Source organism: Halodurantibacterium daqingense (assembly GCF_042666235.1).
GTDB lineage: Bacteria > Pseudomonadota > Alphaproteobacteria > Rhodobacterales > Rhodobacteraceae > Halodurantibacterium > Halodurantibacterium daqingensis.
In genome coordinates this window covers 424,267-441,601 of sequence record NZ_JBHTFQ010000001.1, presented here as the reverse complement: position 1 = coordinate 441,601, position 17,335 = coordinate 424,267, and the positions used below count along the sequence as shown (strand labels likewise).

General features: G+C 61.7%; 28 protein-coding genes. All 28 read right to left on the bottom strand.

The annotated features are described in order from the left end of the window. Nucleotides 1-54: 54 nt before the first annotated feature. Entirely contained in the window at nt 55-1,071 is a 1,017-nt protein-coding gene (locus ACFQXB_RS02230) for a DNA-directed RNA polymerase subunit alpha (RefSeq protein WP_377398421.1), read from the bottom strand. A 113-nt stretch (nt 1,072-1,184) separates the two neighbouring features. Beyond that, entirely contained in the window at nt 1,185-1,574 is a 390-nt protein-coding gene (rpsK, locus tag ACFQXB_RS02225) for a 30S ribosomal protein S11 (protein ID WP_377398418.1), read from the bottom strand. 15 nt (nt 1,575-1,589) lie between these two features. Then, nucleotides 1,590-1,958, bottom strand: a complete 369-nt coding sequence (rpsM, locus tag ACFQXB_RS02220) for a 30S ribosomal protein S13 (protein WP_377398415.1) — start codon at nt 1,956-1,958, stop codon at nt 1,590-1,592. 167 nt (nt 1,959-2,125) lie between these two features. Further along, nucleotides 2,126-2,788 (bottom strand): adenylate kinase, encoded by a 663-nt coding sequence (locus tag ACFQXB_RS02215; RefSeq protein WP_377398412.1) that lies wholly within the window; start codon nt 2,786-2,788, stop codon nt 2,126-2,128. Further along, nucleotides 2,785-4,143 (bottom strand): preprotein translocase subunit SecY, encoded by a 1,359-nt coding sequence (secY, locus tag ACFQXB_RS02210; protein WP_377398409.1) that lies wholly within the window; start codon nt 4,141-4,143, stop codon nt 2,785-2,787. The genes ACFQXB_RS02215 and secY overlap by 4 nt, the downstream gene beginning before the upstream one ends. A 101-nt stretch (nt 4,144-4,244) precedes the next feature. Beyond that, the gene (gene rplO / locus ACFQXB_RS02205; protein WP_377398406.1) at nt 4,245-4,727 is read right to left on the bottom strand and encodes a 50S ribosomal protein L15; all 483 of its coding nucleotides are present in this window, start codon (nt 4,725-4,727) and stop codon (nt 4,245-4,247) included. Between the two features lie 137 nt (nt 4,728-4,864). Then, nucleotides 4,865-5,053, bottom strand: coding sequence for a 50S ribosomal protein L30 (gene rpmD / locus ACFQXB_RS02200; protein ID WP_150420921.1), 189 nt, complete (start codon nt 5,051-5,053; stop codon nt 4,865-4,867). A 12-nt stretch (nt 5,054-5,065) separates the two neighbouring features. Continuing rightward, the gene (gene rpsE / locus ACFQXB_RS02195; protein ID WP_377398403.1) at nt 5,066-5,620 is read right to left on the bottom strand and encodes a 30S ribosomal protein S5; all 555 of its coding nucleotides are present in this window, start codon (nt 5,618-5,620) and stop codon (nt 5,066-5,068) included. Between the two features lie 10 nt (nt 5,621-5,630). Then, complete coding sequence (gene rplR / locus ACFQXB_RS02190; protein WP_377398400.1) at nt 5,631-5,990, bottom strand: 50S ribosomal protein L18; 360 nt, start codon at nt 5,988-5,990, stop codon at nt 5,631-5,633. 11 nt (nt 5,991-6,001) lie between these two features. Beyond that, nucleotides 6,002-6,535, bottom strand: a complete 534-nt coding sequence (gene rplF, locus ACFQXB_RS02185) for a 50S ribosomal protein L6 (RefSeq protein WP_377398397.1) — start codon at nt 6,533-6,535, stop codon at nt 6,002-6,004. A 10-nt stretch (nt 6,536-6,545) separates the two neighbouring features. Further along, nucleotides 6,546-6,944 carry a 30S ribosomal protein S8 gene (gene rpsH / locus ACFQXB_RS02180; protein WP_377398394.1) on the bottom strand — a complete coding sequence of 133 codons (399 nt, stop codon included), beginning with the start codon at nt 6,942-6,944 and terminating at the stop codon, nt 6,546-6,548. 10 nt (nt 6,945-6,954) lie between these two features. After that, entirely contained in the window at nt 6,955-7,260 is a 306-nt protein-coding gene (gene rpsN, locus ACFQXB_RS02175; protein ID WP_377398391.1) for a 30S ribosomal protein S14, read from the bottom strand. Nucleotides 7,261-7,278: 18 nt separating this feature from the next. Continuing rightward, entirely contained in the window at nt 7,279-7,839 is a 561-nt protein-coding gene (gene rplE, locus ACFQXB_RS02170) for a 50S ribosomal protein L5 (protein ID WP_377398388.1), read from the bottom strand. Then, on the bottom strand, nt 7,839-8,144 hold the full coding sequence (rplX, locus tag ACFQXB_RS02165) for a 50S ribosomal protein L24 (RefSeq protein ID WP_377398386.1): 306 nt from the start codon (nt 8,142-8,144) through the stop codon (nt 7,839-7,841). Before rplX ends, rplE begins: the two co-directional genes overlap by 1 nt. After that, a complete protein-coding gene (gene rplN, locus ACFQXB_RS02160) occupies nt 8,144-8,512 on the bottom strand; it encodes a 50S ribosomal protein L14 (protein ID WP_009574016.1) in 369 nt (122 codons plus the stop codon). The genes rplX and rplN overlap by 1 nt, the downstream gene beginning before the upstream one ends. 56 nt (nt 8,513-8,568) lie before the next feature. Then, nucleotides 8,569-8,808, bottom strand: a complete 240-nt coding sequence (gene rpsQ / locus ACFQXB_RS02155; protein ID WP_377398382.1) for a 30S ribosomal protein S17 — start codon at nt 8,806-8,808, stop codon at nt 8,569-8,571. An 11-nt stretch (nt 8,809-8,819) separates the two neighbouring features. Then, nucleotides 8,820-9,020: a 50S ribosomal protein L29 gene (gene rpmC / locus ACFQXB_RS02150; RefSeq protein WP_377398379.1), complete on the bottom strand. Its 201-nt coding sequence runs from the start codon at nt 9,018-9,020 to the stop codon at nt 8,820-8,822. Nucleotides 9,021-9,113: 93 nt separating this feature from the next. After that, the gene (rplP, locus tag ACFQXB_RS02145) at nt 9,114-9,527 is read right to left on the bottom strand and encodes a 50S ribosomal protein L16 (RefSeq protein WP_377398376.1); all 414 of its coding nucleotides are present in this window, start codon (nt 9,525-9,527) and stop codon (nt 9,114-9,116) included. Between the two features lie 22 nt (nt 9,528-9,549). Then, nucleotides 9,550-10,251 carry a 30S ribosomal protein S3 gene (rpsC, locus tag ACFQXB_RS02140; RefSeq protein ID WP_377398373.1) on the bottom strand — a complete coding sequence of 234 codons (702 nt, stop codon included), beginning with the start codon at nt 10,249-10,251 and terminating at the stop codon, nt 9,550-9,552. Continuing rightward, entirely contained in the window at nt 10,251-10,631 is a 381-nt protein-coding gene (gene rplV / locus ACFQXB_RS02135; protein ID WP_377398370.1) for a 50S ribosomal protein L22, read from the bottom strand. Before rplV ends, rpsC begins: the two co-directional genes overlap by 1 nt. A 5-nt stretch (nt 10,632-10,636) precedes the next feature. After that, nucleotides 10,637-10,915 carry a 30S ribosomal protein S19 gene (gene rpsS / locus ACFQXB_RS02130; protein WP_377398367.1) on the bottom strand — a complete coding sequence of 93 codons (279 nt, stop codon included), beginning with the start codon at nt 10,913-10,915 and terminating at the stop codon, nt 10,637-10,639. A 3-nt stretch (nt 10,916-10,918) separates the two neighbouring features. Then, nucleotides 10,919-11,758 (bottom strand): 50S ribosomal protein L2, encoded by an 840-nt coding sequence (rplB, locus tag ACFQXB_RS02125; protein ID WP_377398364.1) that lies wholly within the window; start codon nt 11,756-11,758, stop codon nt 10,919-10,921. 114 nt (nt 11,759-11,872) lie between these two features. Further along, nucleotides 11,873-12,169, bottom strand: a complete 297-nt coding sequence (locus tag ACFQXB_RS02120; protein ID WP_377398361.1) for a 50S ribosomal protein L23 — start codon at nt 12,167-12,169, stop codon at nt 11,873-11,875. Next, complete coding sequence (rplD, locus tag ACFQXB_RS02115; RefSeq protein ID WP_377398358.1) at nt 12,166-12,786, bottom strand: 50S ribosomal protein L4; 621 nt, start codon at nt 12,784-12,786, stop codon at nt 12,166-12,168. The genes ACFQXB_RS02120 and rplD overlap by 4 nt, the downstream gene beginning before the upstream one ends. Beyond that, on the bottom strand, nt 12,776-13,606 hold the full coding sequence (rplC, locus tag ACFQXB_RS02110; RefSeq protein WP_377398355.1) for a 50S ribosomal protein L3: 831 nt from the start codon (nt 13,604-13,606) through the stop codon (nt 12,776-12,778). Before rplC ends, rplD begins: the two co-directional genes overlap by 11 nt. 12 nt (nt 13,607-13,618) lie before the next feature. After that, nucleotides 13,619-13,927, bottom strand: a complete 309-nt coding sequence (gene rpsJ / locus ACFQXB_RS02105) for a 30S ribosomal protein S10 (protein ID WP_071797400.1) — start codon at nt 13,925-13,927, stop codon at nt 13,619-13,621. 51 nt (nt 13,928-13,978) lie between these two features. Beyond that, the gene (tuf, locus tag ACFQXB_RS02100) at nt 13,979-15,154 is read right to left on the bottom strand and encodes an elongation factor Tu (protein WP_377398316.1); all 1,176 of its coding nucleotides are present in this window, start codon (nt 15,152-15,154) and stop codon (nt 13,979-13,981) included. A 41-nt stretch (nt 15,155-15,195) separates the two neighbouring features. Further along, nucleotides 15,196-17,319, bottom strand: a complete 2,124-nt coding sequence (gene fusA, locus ACFQXB_RS02095; protein ID WP_377398352.1) for an elongation factor G — start codon at nt 17,317-17,319, stop codon at nt 15,196-15,198. Nucleotides 17,320-17,335: the final 16 nt, after the last annotated feature.

Genomic DNA, 17,335 nt, shown 5'->3' with positions numbered 1-17,335 from the left:
GGCTGAACCGGGCATTTGGGGGCCGTTTAGGCCACGGCCCCCGAAACTGTCAACTCAGAACTGGTCCTCGAAACGCTTGGCCAGATCCTCGATGTTCTCCGGCGGCCAGTCCTCGACATCCATGCCAAGATGCAGACCCATGCCCGAAAGCACTTCCTTGATTTCGTTCAACGACTTGCGGCCGAAGTTCGGCGTCCGCAGCATTTCGGCTTCGGTTTTCTGGATCAGATCCCCGATATAGACGATGTTGTCGTTTTTCAGGCAGTTTGCCGAACGCACCGAAAGCTCCAGCTCATCGACCTTCTTCAGCAGCAGCGGGTTGAACTCCAACCCATCGTCATCCGACTGGGCCGAGGCGCTTTCCGGCTCTTCGAAGTTCACGAAGACCTGCAGCTGATCCTGAAGGATGCGCGCAGCAAAGGCCACGGCGTCATCCGGAGTGATCGAGCCGTCGGTTTCGATCTTGAGCGTGAGCTTGTCATAGTCAAGCACCTGCCCCTCACGGGTGGGCTGAACGTCATAGCTGACCTTCTTGACCGGCGAGTAGATCGCATCGATCGGGATCAGACCGATCGGCGCATCTTCCGGACGGTTCTTGTCGGCCGGCACATAGCCCTTGCCGGTGTTGACCGTCAGTTCCATGAACAGGTCGGCCCCGTCATCGAGATGGCAGATCACATGCTCCTTGTTGAGCACTTCGATCCCGTTGCTTTCCGAGATGTCGCCGGCGGTGACGACACCCGGCCCCTTGGCCGAGATCGACAGACGCTTCGGCCCTTCGACTTCCATCCGCAGCGCAACGCCCTTCAGGTTCAGCACGATGTCGGTCACGTCTTCACGCACGCCGGCAACGCTGGAGAACTCGTGCAGCACATTGTCAATCTGGACCGAGGTGATGGCGGCGCCCTGAAGCGACGACAGCAGCACCCGGCGCAGCGCGTTGCCCAAGGTCAGGCCGAAGCCGCGCTCGAGCGGTTCCGCCACGACGGTGGCGACGCGTGCGGGATCGGCACCCGGCTTGACCGCCAGCTGCGTCGGTTTGATCAGTTCCTGCCAGTTCTTGTGGATCATGCGTGTCGCCTCCATACCTGTCCTTGGCCCATGTCCCAAGCCAACGACGCCCGAGGATCAATGACGAAACCGGGCCGCGCAAACATGGCGCGGCCCGGCAAATTTCTGAACGATCAGACCCGGCGACGTTTCGGCGGGCGGCAACCGTTGTGCGCAATCGGCGTCACGTCGCGGATTGCGGTAATGTTGAAACCGACAGCCGCCAGCGCACGGAGCGCCGATTCGCGGCCCGAGCCGGGGCCCTGCACCTCGACCTCGAGGGTCTTCACGCCATGCTCCTGCGCCTTGCGGCCAGCGTCTTCCGCAGCCATCTGCGCCGCATAGGGCGTGGACTTCCGCGAGCCCTTGAAGCCCATGGTGCCGGCCGAAGACCAGGAAATCGCGTTGCCCTGAACGTCGGAAATCAGGATCTTGGTGTTGTTGAAGGACGAGTTCACATGCGCCACACCTGCGGCGATGTTCTTGCGTTCCTTGCGCTTGATACGAGTCTTGTCGCGTGCCATGTCTCGATCCTCCCCTTACTTCTTCTTGCCGGCGATCGGCTTGGCGGGGCCTTTGCGGGTCCGCGCGTTGGTGTGCGTGCGCTGGCCGCGCACAGGGAGGTTGCGCCGATGGCGCAGGCCACGATACGAACCAAGGTCCATGAGCCGCTTGATGTTCATCTGGACTTCGCGGCGCAGGTCGCCTTCAACCGTGAAGTTCGCGTCGATATGCTCACGGATCGAGAGCACTTCGGCATCCGAAAGCTCGTTCACGCGACGGGTCATATCGATACCGACGGCTTCGCAGATCTTGGCGGCCGCATCCGGGCCGATGCCGTGGATATAGGTCAGTGCGATGGGGACCCGTTTCCCCGTCGGAATGTTTACGCCAGCAATACGTGCCACGCGGGTGTTCCTTTCGTTGCGGTTCCGTAACGCCGGAACCTTTTTTCACAACGAGACTCCGTGGCAGAACCGCCGGGCCCGTCTATGTTTCTACATGGCAACACCCCGGCCGAAGCCAGGATGATTCCAATTCGAGAGGTGTCTGCTAGTGCCTTTTGCCGGTGCCGTCAAGCGGCATCCGGGGCTGGCCGGTCAAGAATGGCCGCGATCGCCGCAGCCACCTCGTCCACCTCGGCCAGACCATCCACAGGCCGCAACAGACCTAGCGCATGATAGTATCCGACAAGGGGAGAGGTCTTCTTGTAATACTCCATAAGCCGCTGTCGCAGGCTTTCCTCGTTGTCGTCAGCGCGCCGGCGCAGATCCTGCGATCCGCAGACATCGCAAACCCCCGGCTTTGCCGTGGGCCGCGTGACATCGTGATACACCTCGCCGCAGTTTCCGCAGGTGTAACGGCCGGTAATCCGCGCAACAAGCGCCGCATCATCGACACGCATCTCGATCACCGCCGCCAGTGGCTGCCCCATCCTGTTCAGAAGCCCGGTCAGCGCATCCGCCTGCCCCAGGGTGCGCGGGAAACCGTCGAATATGAAACCTCCGCCGCGTTCGCCGGTCAGCTTTTCCTCGATCAGGCCGATGACGATCTCGTCGGTCACCAGCTCGCCCCGGTCCATCACCTCGGCCACACGACGCCCCATCTCGGTGCCGCTCGTGCGGGCTTCGCGCAGCATGTCACCGGTGGACAGCTGGATCATGCCGCGCTTCTCGACCAGACGGCGAGCCTGCGTTCCCTTCCCCGCCCCCGGGGGCCCAAGCAGAATGATGTTCATCGACGTGCCGGTGCCTTCCTGCCACCCCGTTTCTTGCCGCGCAGCTGCGAGCGTTCGAGCAAGCCCTCATACTGATGGGCCAGCAGATGCGACTGCACCTGATTGATCGTATCCATGGTCACCGACACCACGATCAGAACCGAGGTTCCCCCAAAATAGAACGGGATTGCGAACTGGTTTCGCAGAACTTCGGGCAGAAGGCAGACCAGTGCCAGATAGGCAGAGCCAACCACCAGAAGCCGGTTCACCACATAGTCGAGGTATTCCTGCGTCCGCTTGCCCGGCCGGATCCCCGGCACGAAGCCGTTCTGGTTCTTGAGGTTGTCAGCCACATCCTCGGTCTTGAAAGCGACGTTGTGCGTATAGAAAAACGTGAAGAACACGATCATCGCCGTGAAGAACAGCAGATAAAGCGGCTGCCCCGGCCCGAAATAGGCAAGAATCGTCGACATCACCGGGCCGGTTTGCTGCCCCGAGAAGGTGGACACCGTGACCGGCAACAACAGGAGCGAAGAGGCAAAGATCGCCGGAATCACGCCCGCGGGGTTTACCTTGATCGGGAGATGCGACGAGCCACCATCGTAGACCTTCATGCCGACCTGCCGGCGAGGATACTGGATGTGGATCTTGCGCAGCGCCCGCTCCATGAACACCACAAAGCCGATCGTGACGATGACCATGAGGATCACGCCGATGATGACGGCCGGGCTGATGGCCCCCGATCGACCTTGACTGAAGAACTGCGCCAGGGCGGCCGGGATCTCGGCAATGATGCCCACGAAGATGATCAGCGAAATGCCGTTACCGATGCCGCGGGCGGTGATCTGCTCACCCAGCCACATCAGGAACATGGTGCCGCCGACCAGGGTGATGACCACCGACAGGCGGAAGAACATGCCCGGGTCATGCGCGAGATCCCCGGCCTCTAGGCTCATGGCGATGCCCCAAGCCTGGAAGATCGCGAGGAAAACCGTGCCATAGCGCGTGTACTGGTTGATCTTCTTGCGTCCTGCCTCGCCCTCTTTCTTGAGCTGCTCAAGTGAGGGGACCATCGCCGTCATCAGCTGAACGATGATCGAGGCGGAAATGTAGGGCATGATCCCGAGGGCAAAGATCCCCATCCGGCTGATCGCGCCGCCGGTGAACATGTTGAGCATGCCACCAATCCCGGCTGCCGCTTCATCCATGAATTCACGCAGCGCGAGACCGTCAATGCCCGGCACAGGAATGTAAGTGCCGATGCGATAGACGATCAGAAGCCCGAGAGTGAAGAAAATCCGGTGACGCAGGTCGGTTGCCTTGGCCAAGGCGCCCCAACTTGTGTTCGCCGCCATTTGCTCTGCAGCAGATGCCATGCCCTGTCTCTTTCATGACAGCGCCGCCGATCCGTTTTCCGGTTCGGCGGCGCAGGAAAACTTGGTCCTGATGTAAGCGGCCTTGCCGGCGCCTACAACCGTTATTCGGTCGCCGCTTCGGCCTTGGGCGCCGTCACGGTCAGCGAACCACCGGCCTTCGAGACAGCCTCGATCGCCGAAGCCGATGCCCCCGACACTTCCAGTTGAACCTTGGCCGTGATCTCACCCTTGGCAAGAACGCGGATCCCGTCGAGCTTGCGCCGCACCAGACCGGACGCGACAAGCACGTCTTCGTTGATCACGGCGCCTGCTTCGAGCTTGCCGGCATCCACGAATTTCTGGATCAGACCCAGGTTGATCACCGCCCAGGACTTGCGGTTCGGCTTGTTGAAGCCGCGCTTGGGAAGGCGCTGATAAAGCGGCATCTGGCCGCCCTCATAGGCATTGAGCGCAACGCCCGAGCGCGATTTCTGACCCTTGACGCCACGCCCTGCGGTCTTGCCCTTGCCCGAACCCGGGCCACGGCCAACACGCATGCGTTTCTTGGTTGCGCCTTCGTTATCGCGAAGTTCATGAAGCTTCATGTCGCTTGCTCCTTCGCCGGAGAGATACGGGAAGCGACGCCCGGACCCACACGGCCTGTTGATGAAGAAAGGGCAGGATCACCCTGCCCCGAAGTGAACGGCCCCTCGATACAGCGAAGGGCCGTCAGGGAAAAGCGTTATTCGCGCTCTTCGATGATCTGCACCAGGTGCGGGATCGAGTTCACCATGCCACGGATGGACGGTGTATCCTCAAGCTCCCGCGTCCGGTGCATCTTGTTGAGGCCAAGACCGATCAGCGTACGGCGCTGAACGTCCGGGCGGCGGATCGGCGAACCGATCTGCTTGACGACGATGGTTTTTGCCATGTGTCCCGTTCCTTACGCTTCGACCGTTTCGGCTTCCGGCTTCTTCAGGATATCGGCCACCTTCTTGCCGCGACGCTGCGCGACCTGGCGGGGGCTGCCTTCCTTCTTGAGACCGTCAATCGTTGCACGGATCATGTTGTAGGGGTTCTGGCTGCCGAGCGATTTCGCCACGACGTCCTGAAGACCCAGCATTTCGAACACGGCGCGCATCGGACCACCGGCGATGATACCGGTCCCCGCAACAGCCGTCCGCATCACCACTTTACCAGCGCCGTGACGGCCCTCGATATCATGGTGCAGGGTACGACCATCGCGCAGCGGCACGCGGATCATCTGCCGCTTGGCCTGCTCGGTCGCCTTGCGGATCGCCTCGGGCACTTCTTTCGCCTTGCCCTTGCCGAAGCCTACGCGGCCGCGCTGGTCGCCAACCACAACGAGTGCGGCAAAGCCGAAGCGCTTCCCGCCTTTCACGGTTTTCGACACGCGGTTGATCGCCACGAGACGATCGGCGAATTCCGGGGTTTCGTCGCGCTCGCGACGGTCCCGACGATTTTCACGTTCTGCCATCTTCGTCTCCTTAGAACTTCAGCCCGCCTTCACGCGCAGCGTCGGCCAGAGCCTTCACCTTGCCATGAAAGAGGAAACCACCACGATCGAAGTAGCACTCTTCGACACCGGCCTTCTTGGCCCGCTCGGCGATCGCCGCACCGACCTTTGTCGCGGCATCGACGTTGTTCTTGCCAACCACGCCCAGATCTTTCTCGAGCGTCGAAGCCGAAGCCAGCGTCACACCGTTGACGTCGTCGATCAGCTGCACGCTGATGTTCTTGTTCGAGCGATGAACCGAAAGGCGCGGACGCCCGTTGGCCATGGCCCGCAGTTTGTTCCGGACGCGCAGGCGGCGCTTGAGGAACAGCTCTCTCTTGTTGTTCGCCATTGTCGCGCCCCTTACTTCTTCTTGCCTTCCTTGCGGAAGATGAACTCGCCCTTGTAGCGGATGCCTTTGCCCTTGTAGGGCTCGGGCGCACGCCACTCGCGGATGTTGGAAGCAACCTGCCCCACCACCTGCTGGTCGATACCTTCCACAACGATTTCCGTCTGCTTCGGCGTCGTCACCGTCACACCGGCGGGAACCTCGAAGTTCACTTCGTGGCTGTAGCCAAGCGACAGCTTCAGAATGTTGCCTTGAACCGCAGCCCGGTAACCGACGCCCTGGATCTCAAGCTCTTTCTTGAAACCTTCGGAAACGCCGGTTGCGAGGTTCGCCACCATGGTCCGGGTCATGCCCCACTGCGCGCGGGCGCGCTTGGAGGTGCCACGGGGGGTCACGGTGATCGCGTTGCCATCGAGCGCGATGGTCACGTCGTCGGTCGCGGTGAAGCTGCGGGTGCCTTTCGGCCCCTTCACTTCGACGGTCTGGCCGGACAGGGACGCGGTAACGCCCTTGGGCAGCTCGACCGGTTTCTTGCCAATACGAGACATACCACCCTCCTCAGAAGACCGTGCAGAGCACTTCGCCGCCGACATTGGCGGTCCGTGCTGCTGCATCAGACATGACGCCTTTCGGCGTGGAGACGATCGAGACACCGAGGCCATTGCGGACGCTCGGGATGTCCTTGACACTCATGTACACGCGGCGGCCGGGCTTGGAGACGCGCTTGATTTCGCGGATCACCGGGGCGCCATCGTAGTACTTGAGGCTGATCTCGAGTTCGGCATGGCCGTTGTCAGAGGTCACGCGCTCGTAGCCGCGGATATATCCTTCCTCGCCGAGCACGTCGAGCACCCAGGCGCGGAGTTTGGAGGCAGGCGTGCGAACCGTGGATTTACCGCGCAGCTGAGCGTTGCGGATACGGGTCAGCATATCGCCGAGAGGATCGTTCATCGACATGTCCGCCTCCTTACCAGCTCGACTTCACCATGCCCGGGATCTGGCCGAACGAGGCCAGTTCACGAAGCATGATCCGCGACACTTTGAGTTTACGATAATACGCATGCGGGCGCCCGGTCAGCTGGCAGCGATTGTGCAGCCGGGTCGGCGACGAGTTGCGCGGCAGTTCGGCAAGCTTCAGGCGCGCCTTGAAGCGCTCTTCCATCGGCTTGGAGTCATCGTTCGCGATTTCCTTCAGCGCGGCGCGCTTGGCAGCATATTGCTTGACCAGGCGCTGGCGCTTCAGCTCGCGTTCGACCATGGATTTCTTAGCCATATCTTCTCTCTCCCGCGATCAGCTGTTGAACGGCATGTTGAAATGCTTCAACAGCGCCTTGGCTTCCGCGTCGGTCTTCGCGGTGGTGCAGATGATGATGTCCATGCCCCAGACCTCATCGACCTTGTCGAAGTTGATCTCGGGGAACACGATGTGCTCTTTCAGGCCCATCGCATAGTTGCCACGGCCGTCAAACGAGGTGCCTTTCACGCCGCGGAAGTCGCGGACGCGCGGCAGCGCCACGGTGACAAGACGGTCAAGGAACTCATACATCCGGTCGCCGCGCAGCGTGACCTTGACGCCCAGCGGCATCTCTTCACGCACACGGAAGCCCGCGATCGATTTCTTTGCCTTGGTGATGACAGCCTTCTGACCAGCGATGGCGGTCAGGTCTTCCTGAGCCGACTTCACCTTCTTGGTATCCTTCACCGCCTCGCCGATCCCCATGTTCAGCACGATCTTGTCGAGCTTGGGGAGCTGCATCTGGTTCTTGTAGCCGAACTCTTCCATGAGCGCGGCGCGGATACGGTCACGATAGTCCGTCTTGAGGCGCGGGGTGTAATTTGCAGCGTCAAGCATCAGATTGCATCCCCTGTCGTCTTGGCAAAACGCACCTTCTTGTCGCCTTCAACGCGGAAGCCGACGCGGCTGGGTTTGCCATTCTTGTCAACGATCGCCAGGTTCGACAGATCGATCGGCATCGCCTTGGGAAGGCGGCCGCCCTGGCTGGTCTGGCTCTGCTTGGTGTGACGGATCGCGATGTTCAGCCCATCGACAACAGCCTTGTTGTCCTTGGGATTCACCGAGGTGATCTCGCCGGTCTTGCCCTTGTCCTTGCCGGTCAGGACGATGACCTTGTCACCCTTCTTGAGTTTCGCAGCCATCAGAGCACCTCCGGAGCCAGCGAAATGATTTTCATGAAGTTCTTCGCGCGCAGCTCACGCACAACGGGGCCGAAGATACGGGTACCGACCGGCTCGTTGTTGTTGTTGAGGATCACGGCAGCGTTCCGGTCAAAGCGGATCGCGGTGCCGTCTTCGCGGCGGACTTCCTTGGCGGTGCGCACGACAACGGCCTTGCGGACGTCACCTTTCTTCACGCGGCCGCGCGGGATGGCTTCCTTCACCGACACCACGATGATGTCGCCCACAGAGGCGTAACGGCGATGGGAACCACCCAGGACCTTGATGCACTGCACCCGGCGCGCGCCGGAGTTGTCAGCGACATCCAGATTGGTCTGCATCTGGATCATTTGGTTTCTCCCGACCTTTGGGAACGAGTCCCAGGGTTTCGATCAAGTCGTGGAAGTCAGGCCGATGCTTCGGTCACAACTTCCCAACGTTTCGTTTTCGAGACCGGCGCACATTCCTGGATACGGACGGTATCGCCAACCTTGAACTGGTTGTTCTCATCGTGAGCCCGGTATTTCTTGGACTTACGGATGGTTTTCTTCAGCACCGGGTGGGTGAAGCGGCGCTCGACCAGAACCGTGACGGTCTGCTCGTTCTTGTCGCTCGTCACGGTGCCTTGCAGGATGCGTTTGGGCATGTGCGGGCTCCTTACTTCGCCGCTTCGCGGGCTTTTTCGTTCAGCACGGTCTTCACGCGAGCAACGTCACGACGGACGGTGCGCATGCGGGCCGTGCCCTCAAGCTGAGACGTGGCCTGCTGGAAACGCAGGTTGAACGCCTCTTTCTTCAGCGCAACCAGCTGATCGCGCAGCTGATCGGGCGTCTTGTTTCTCAGTTCCTGGGCGTTCATCGCCTCATCCTCTCATCAGAAGTCGCCAGATCGGCCGGCGCTTTTCCAACAAAAGCCGAACCCCCGCCTCACGCGGGGGTTCAGCCGAATTTCCTACCAGTCCTCGCGGACAACGACCCGGGTCTTGATGGGCAGTTTCATCGCCGCCAGACGGAGCGCTTCCCTTGCCACAGACTCACCCACCCCGTCAATCTCAAACATGACGCGGCCGGGTTTTACCTTGCAGGCCCAGAAGTCGACCGAACCCTTACCTTTACCCATCCGGACCTCGGTGGGCTTCGAGGTCACCGGCGTATCCGGGAAAACCCGGATCCAGACCCGGCCCTGACGCTTCATGTGGCGCGTCATGGCCCGGCGGGCGGCTTCGATCTGGCGGGCGGTGATCCGCTCCGGCTCGGTTGCCTTCAGGCCATAGGTGCCGAAGTTCAGGTCAAACCCGCCCTTCGCTTCCCCGTGGATGCGGCCCTTGTGCATCTTGCGGAACTTTGTGCGCTTTGGTTGCAGCATCGTTCTTCTCCTGTCTCAGGGCTCAGCGACGCTGCTGACGCGGTGCCGCGCCATCCTGCGCGTCCGACTGCCGACGATCGCGCGCCTGAGGATCGTGTTCCATGATCTCGCCCTTGAAGATCCACACCTTGACACCGATGATGCCATAGGGGGTGGACGCCTCCGAGGTCGCATAGTCGATATCGGCGCGCAGCGTGTGCAGCGGCACGCGGCCTTCGCGGTACCACTCGGTCCGGGCAATCTCGGCGCCGCCAAGACGGCCACCAACGTTGACCCGGATGCCCAGGGCGCCCATGCGCATGGCGTTCTGAACCGCGCGCTTCATCGCGCGACGGAACGACACCCGGCGCTCAAGCTGCTGAGCGATGCTTTCAGCCACCAGCTGTGCGTCCAGCTCGGGCTTGCGAACCTCCACGATGTTGAGGTGCAGCTCGGACTTGGTCATGTTGGCAAGCTTCTTGCGGAGCGTCTCGATGTCCGCGCCCTTCTTGCCGATGATGACCCCCGGGCGGGCGGTGTGGATCGTGACGCGGCACTTCTTGTGCGGACGCTCGATGATCACACGGCTGACGCCAGCCTGCTTGCACTCTTCCTGGATGAACTCCCGCATCTTGACGTCTTCAAGAAGCAGATTGCCGAAGTCCTTGCTTTCCGCAAACCAGCGGCTGTCCCAGGTGCGGTTGACCTGGAGACGCATACCGATCGGATTGACCTTCTGACCCATTACGCTTTCTCCTCGACCTGACGCACCTTGATGGTGAGCTCGGAAAACGGCTTCATGATCTTGCCGAACCGCCCACGTGCACGCGGACGGCCGCGCTTCATGACGAGGTTCTTGCCGACGAAGGCCTCTGCGACCACCAGCTCGTCAACGTCGAGCCCGTGGTTGTTCTCGGCGTTCGCGATTGCCGACTGAAGGCATTTCTTCACGTCGATGGCGATGCGCTTCTTCGAGAAGGTCAGGTCGGCAAGCGCCTTTTCCACCTTCTTGCCGCGGATCAGGCCGGCGACGAGGTTCAGCTTCTGCGGGGAGGTGCGAAGCATCTTGGCTTTCGCCAGCGCCTCGTTCTCGGCCACGCGGCGCGGATTTTTCTCTTTACCCATGGCGCTTACTTCCGTTTCGCTTTTTTGTCGGCCGCGTGACCATAGTAGGTCCGCGTCGGCGAATACTCACCGAACTTCTGGCCGATCATGTCCTCGGTCACGGCAACGGGGATATGCTTGTGCCCGTTGTAGACGCCGAACGTCAGGCCGACGAATTGCGGCAGGATCGTCGAGCGGCGCGACCAGATCTTGATGACGTCATTACGACCGGACTCGCGTGCCTTCTCCGCCTTTTTCAGGACGTAGGCATCAACGAAGGGGCCTTTCCAAACAGAACGTGCCATGTCTTAGCGACCCTTCTTCCGAGCGTGACGCGAACGGATGATAAGCTTGTCCGTTGCCTTGTTCCGGCGTGTCTTGTTGCCCTTGGTACCCTTGCCCCAGGGCGTCACCGGATGACGGCCGCCCGAAGTCCGGCCTTCACCACCGCCGTGCGGGTGATCGATCGGGTTCATGGCGACACCGCGCACCGAAGGACGAATGCCCTTGTGGCGATTACGGCCAGCCTTGCCGAGGTTCTGGTTCGAGTTGTCCGGGTTCGACACGGCGCCGATGGTGGCCATGCATTCCTGACGGACCATGCGCAGTTCGCCCGACGAGAGGCGGATCTGGGCATAGCCACCGTCACGGCCAACGAACTGGGCGTAGGTGCCTGCGGCGCGCGCCAGCTGGCCACCCTTGCCGGCCTTCAGCTCGACGTTGTGAACGATCGTGCCCAGCGGCATGCCCGAAAACGGCATGGCATTGCCCGGCTTCACGTCCGTCTTGGCGCCGGCGATCACGGTGTCGCCCACGGCCAGACGCTGCGGAGCCAGGATATAGGCCTGCTCGCCGTCTTCATATTTGATCAGCGCGATGAACGCGGTGCGGTTGGGATCGTATTCGATCCGCTCGACGGTCGCCGCGACGTCGAACTTCGTGCGCTTGAAGTCCACGATACGATACAGACGCTTTGCGCCACCGCCTTTGCGGCGCATCGTGATCCGTCCGGTGTTGTTCCGACCGCCGTTCTTCGTCAGGCCCTCGGTGAGGGACTTGACGGGGCGACCTTTCCAAAGCTCCGAACGGTCGATCAGAACCAGCCCACGCTGGCCTGGCGTCGTCGGTTTATACGACTTGAGTGCCATGCTTTCTGTCTTCCGTTAGCCTTGGACCAATGGTCCAGTTGTCGTTCAGGCCTTGCGACCCGTCCAAATGATCTGCGGCCCCGGAACCCGGGGCCGCAGATTCGGTGCCTTCTATCAAAGGCCGGTGGTGACGTCGATAGCGTTTCCGTCTTCGAGTGTCACATAAGCCTTCTTGACGTCGTTCCGGGTGCCGATGCGGCCGCGGAATCGCTTGACCTTGCCCTTGGTGATGGTGGTGTTGACCGCCTTCACCTTCACGCCAAAGAGCGCCTCGACGGCTTCCTTGATCTGGGGCTTGTTCGCATCGATCGCCACTTCGAACACGACCGCATTGGCGTCAGACGCCATGGTCGCCTTCTCGGTGATGATCGGCTTGCGGATCACGTCGTAATGTTCGGGTTTCGCGCTCATTTCAGGCGAGCCTCCAGAGCTTCGACAGCCGCCTTCGTGAGCACGAGCGTGTCACGCTTGAGGATGTCATACACATTGGCCCCGATCGACGGCAGAACATCGATCCCCTCGATGTTCCGCGCGGCCTTGGCGAAGTTCTCGTTCACCTCGGCACCGTCGATGATCAGGACCCGCTTCCAGCCCAGCTCCTTGGCGGCCTTTGCCAGCACCGCCGTCTTGGCTTCGGCAAGTTCCGCCGCTTCTAGAACGATCAGGTTGCCTTCGGCCGCCTTGGCCGAAAGCGCGTGCTTCAGGCCAAGCTTGCGGAACTTCTTGGTCAGGTCATGGGCGTGGCTACGCGGGGTCGGACCCTTGTAGACACCGCCGTGACGGAAGATCGGCGCGTTCTTGTCACCATGACGGGCGCCACCGGTGCCCTTCTGGCGATACATCTTCTTGGTCGAATAGCTCGTCTCCGACCGGCCCTTGACCTTGTGCGTCCCGGCTTGGGCGGCTGCACGCTGCCACCGCACCATGCGGTGCAGGATGTCGGCGCGCGGCTCCAGGCCAAAGATCGCATCGTCAAGATCGATCGAGCCCGCCTTGCCGGCGTCCAGCTTGATCACATCAGCTTTCATTGTCGCCTCCTTCAGGCGCAGCAGCCTCGGCCTCGGCCTGCTCGATCGCAGCCTGTTCGGCCTCGAGCGCGGCGACGCGTGCGGCTTCTTCCTCGGCGGCTGCGGCAGCAGCCGCTTCCTCGGCAGCCTTGCGGGCAGCCTCGGCTGCGGACTTCAGCGCGGCCGGAAGAATGACGTTTTCGGGAACCGGTTTCTTCACCGCGTCCTTGATCGTCACCCAGCCACCTTTCGAACCGGGAACGGCGCCCTTGATCATGATCAGGCCGCGTTCGCTGTCGGTCTTGACGACCTGCAGGTTCTGCGTGGTCACGCGGGCAGCGCCCATGTGGCCGGCCATCTTCTTGCCCTTGAACACCTTGCCCGGGTCCTGACACTGACCGGTGGAGCCGTGTGAACGGTGGCTGATCGACACACCATGCGACGCCCGCAGGCCGCCGAAGTTGTGCCGCTTCATCGCACCGGCAAAACCCTTACCGATCGAGGTGCCTGCCACGTCAACGAACTGACCGGCAAAATAATGATCGGCGGTGATTTCCTCGCCGACGTTGATCAGGTTCTCGGGGCTTACCCGGAACTCGGCCAGCTTGCGCTTCGGCGCCACATTCGCCTTCGCGAAATGGCCACGCATCGCCGCCGTCGTCCGTTTCGCCTTCGCCTCGCCCGCGCCGAGCTGAACGGCCGAGTAGCCGTCCTTGTCAGCGGTGCGCTGCGCGACCACCTGCAGATTGTCCAGCTGAAGAACGGTCACCGGCACTTGCCGCCCGTCCTCCAGGAACAGCCGGGTCATGCCCAGCTTCTTTGCGATAACTCCAGAGCGCATCTCTCGGGCTCCTTAAACCTTGATCTCGACATCCACGCCGGCGGCGAGGTCGAGCTTCATCAGCGCGTCCACGGTCTGCGGAGTGGGGTCGACGATGTCGAGAAGACGCTTGTGCGTACGGATTTCCCACTGGTCGCGCGACTTCTTGTCGATGTGCGGACCACGGAGAACCGTGAACTTCTCAATCTTGTTCGGCAGCGGAATCGGTCCGCGCACCGTTGCACCGGTCCGTTTGGCCGTGTTGACGATTTCCTGCGTGCTGGCATCCAGAACGCGGTAATCGAAGGCCTTGAGCCGGATGCGGATATTCTGACCTTGCATGTGCTTGCCCTCGGTCGGGGATGCGGAGGGAGACCCTCCGCACCGCGCCCATTACTCGATGATTTTCGACACGACGCCTGCGCCGACGGTGCGGCCGCCTTCACGGATGGCGAAGCGCAGCTTCTCTTCCATGGCGATCGGCGCGATCAGCTCGACGTTGAACTTCAGGTTGTCGCCCGGCATCACCATCTCGGTGCCTTCCGGCAGCATCACCGTCCCGGTCACGTCCGTGGTCCGGAAGTAGAACTGCGGACGGTAGTTCGCGAAGAACGGCGTGTGGCGACCGCCTTCCTCCTTCGTCAGGATGTAGGCTTCGGCTTCGAACTTGGTGTGCGGCTTGACCGAGCCCGGCTTGCAGAGAACCTGACCACGCTCCACGCCGTCACGGTCGATCCCGCGCAGCAGCGCGCCGATGTTGTCGCCGGCCTCTCCGCGGTCCAGAAGCTTGCGGAACATCTCCACGCCGGTGCAGACCGATTTGCGCGTCGGGCGGATGCCGACGATCTCGACCTCGTCACCCACGTTGATCGCGCCACGCTCCACGCGGCCGGTCACGACCGTGCCGCGGCCCGAGATCGAGAACACGTCCTCGATCGGCATCAGGAACGGCAGGTCAACCGCACGCTCGGGCGTCGGGATGTAGCTGTCGACAGCCGCCAGAAGCTCGCGGATCGAGTTCTCGCCGATCTCGGGATCGCGCCCTTCCATCGCAGCCAGCGCCGAACCCTTGATGATCGGAATGTCGTCGCCGGGGTATTCGTAGGACGACAGAAGCTCGCGCACTTCCATCTCCACCAGCTCCAGAAGCTCCGGATCGTCCACCTGGTCAACCTTGTTCAGGTAAACCACCATGTAGGGAATGCCCACCTGGCGGCCCAGCAGGATGTGCTCGCGCGTCTGCGGCATCGGGCCGTCAGCGGCGTTCACAACCAGGATCGCGCCGTCCATCTGCGCAGCACCCGTGATCATGTTCTTCACATAGTCGGCGTGACCGGGGCAGTCCACATGCGCGTAGTGACGGTTCTCGGTCTCGTATTCCACATGCGCCGTCGAGATCGTGATCCCCCGCGCCTTCTCCTCGGGTGCGCCGTCGATCTGGTCGTAGGCGCGGAACTCGCCGAAATACTTCGTGATCGCTGCCGTCAGCGTCGTCTTGCCGTGGTCAACGTGGCCGATCGTGCCAATGTTGACGTGCGGTTTCGTCCGTTCAAACTTTGCCTTTGCCATGATGGCCTCCTATTGTCCTGGATTCGTAAGGGCCGGAGCCCTTACGCGTATTTCTTCTGAATCTCGTCCGAGATGTTCTGCGGAACCGCATCATAGTGGTCGAAGAGCATCGTGAAGTTCGCACGACCCGACGACATCGACCGCAGCGTGTTGATGTAGCCAAACATGTTTGCCAGCGGCACGAAGCTGTTGATCACCACGGCATTGCCGCGCGCTTCCTGGCCGGTCACCTGCCCGCGACGGCTGGTGAGGTCGCCGATGATGCCGCCGGTGTATTCTTCCGGGGTCACCACTTCGACCTTCATGATCGGCTCGAGCAGCTTGGCGCCGGCCTTTTTCAGACCTTCGCGCATCGCGGCGCGGGCAGCGATCTCGAAGGCCAGGACCGACGAGTCGACGTCGTGGAAGGCACCGTCGATCAACGCGACCTTGAAGTCGATCACCGGGAAGCCCGCGAGCGGACCCGAGTCCATCACCGACTTGATGCCTTTTTCGACACCCGGGATGTATTCCTTCGGAACCGCACCGCCGACGATCTTGGATTCGAACGAATAGCCTTCGCCCGGCTCGGTCGGGGTGATGACCATCTTCACGCGCGCGAACTGGCCGGTACCACCGGTCTGTTTCTTGTGCGTGTAGTCGATCTCGGCTTCGCGGCTGATCGTCTCGCGATAGGCCACCTGCGGCGCACCGATATTCGCCTCGACCTTGAACTCGCGCTTCATGCGGTCGACGAGAATGTCGAGGTGAAGCTCGCCCATGCCCTTCATGATGGTCTGACCCGATTCGAGATCGGTCTCGACGCGGAAGGACGGGTCTTCGGCTGCCAGGCGCTGAAGGGCGAGGCCCATCTTCTCCTGGTCGGCTTTCGACTTCGGCTCCACGGCGATCTCGATCACCGGCTCGGGGAAGGTCATGGTTTCGAGAACCACGGGTTTCGCCGGGTCGCAAAGCGTGTCACCGGTGGTGGTCTCTTTCAGACCGGCCAGCGCGATGATGTCGCCCGCGAATGCCTCTTCGATCTCTTCGCGGTTGATCGCGTGCATCATCATCATACGACCGACGCGCTCACGCTTGCCTTTGGTCGCGTTGAGCATCTGATCGCCCTTCTTGATCGCGCCCGAATAGATGCGCGTGAAGGTGAGCGAGCCGACGAAGGGGTCGTTCATGATCTTGAAGGCCAAGCCCGAGAAGGGTTGCGCATCATCGGCCGAACGCTCGATGTTGCGGGTCTCGGTCTCGTCGCCCGGGGCAAAGCCCATGTAGGCGGGAACGTCGAGCGGGCTCGGGAGATAGTCGATGACGGCGTTCAGAAGCGGCTGGACACCCTTGTTCTTGAAGGCCGAACCGGCGGCCACGGGAACGAAGGACAGCGACAGCGTGCCCTTGCGGATCAGCTTGCGCAGCGTCGCCTCGTCGGGCTCGGTGCCTTCGAGATAGGCTTCCATGGCCGCATCGTCCTGCTCGACTGCAGTCTCGATGAGGTTGTGACGCCATTCCTCGGCCAGATCCTTCAGCTCGTCGCGGATGGGCTGACGTGTCCAGGACGCGCCCAGATCCTCGCCTTTCCAGGTCCACTCTTCCATCTTGATGAGGTCGATGATGCCTTCCAGCTTGTCTTCGGCCCCGATCGGAAGGGCGATCGGCAGCGGGGTCGCACCGGTGCGGTCCTTGATCATCTTCACACAGTTGAAGAAATCGGCGCCGATCTTGTCCATCTTGTTGACGAACACGATCCGCGGAACCTTGTAGCGGTCGGCCTGACGCCAGACGGTCTCGGTCTGCGGCTCGACACCGGCGTTGGCGTCAAGAAGGCAGATCGCGCCATCGAGAACGGCAAGCGAACGCTCCACCTCGATCGTGAAGTCCACGTGGCCGGGCGTGTCGATGATGTTGAAGCGGAACTTCGTATCCGACGTGCCTTCGGCGGTCGGGTCTTCCTGGCGCTGCCAGAAAGTCGTGGTCGCAGCCGAGGTGATGGTGATCCCCCGTTCCTGCTCCTGCTCCATCCAGTCCATCGTCGCAGCGCCATCATGCACTTCGCCGATCTTGTGGCTCTTGCCGGTGTAGAACAGGATCCGCTCGGTCGTCGTGGTCTTGCCCGCGTCGATGTGAGCCATGATCCCGAAGTTGCGGTAGCGCTCGAGGGGATAGTCGCGTGCCATTGGGTCAGTCCTCAGG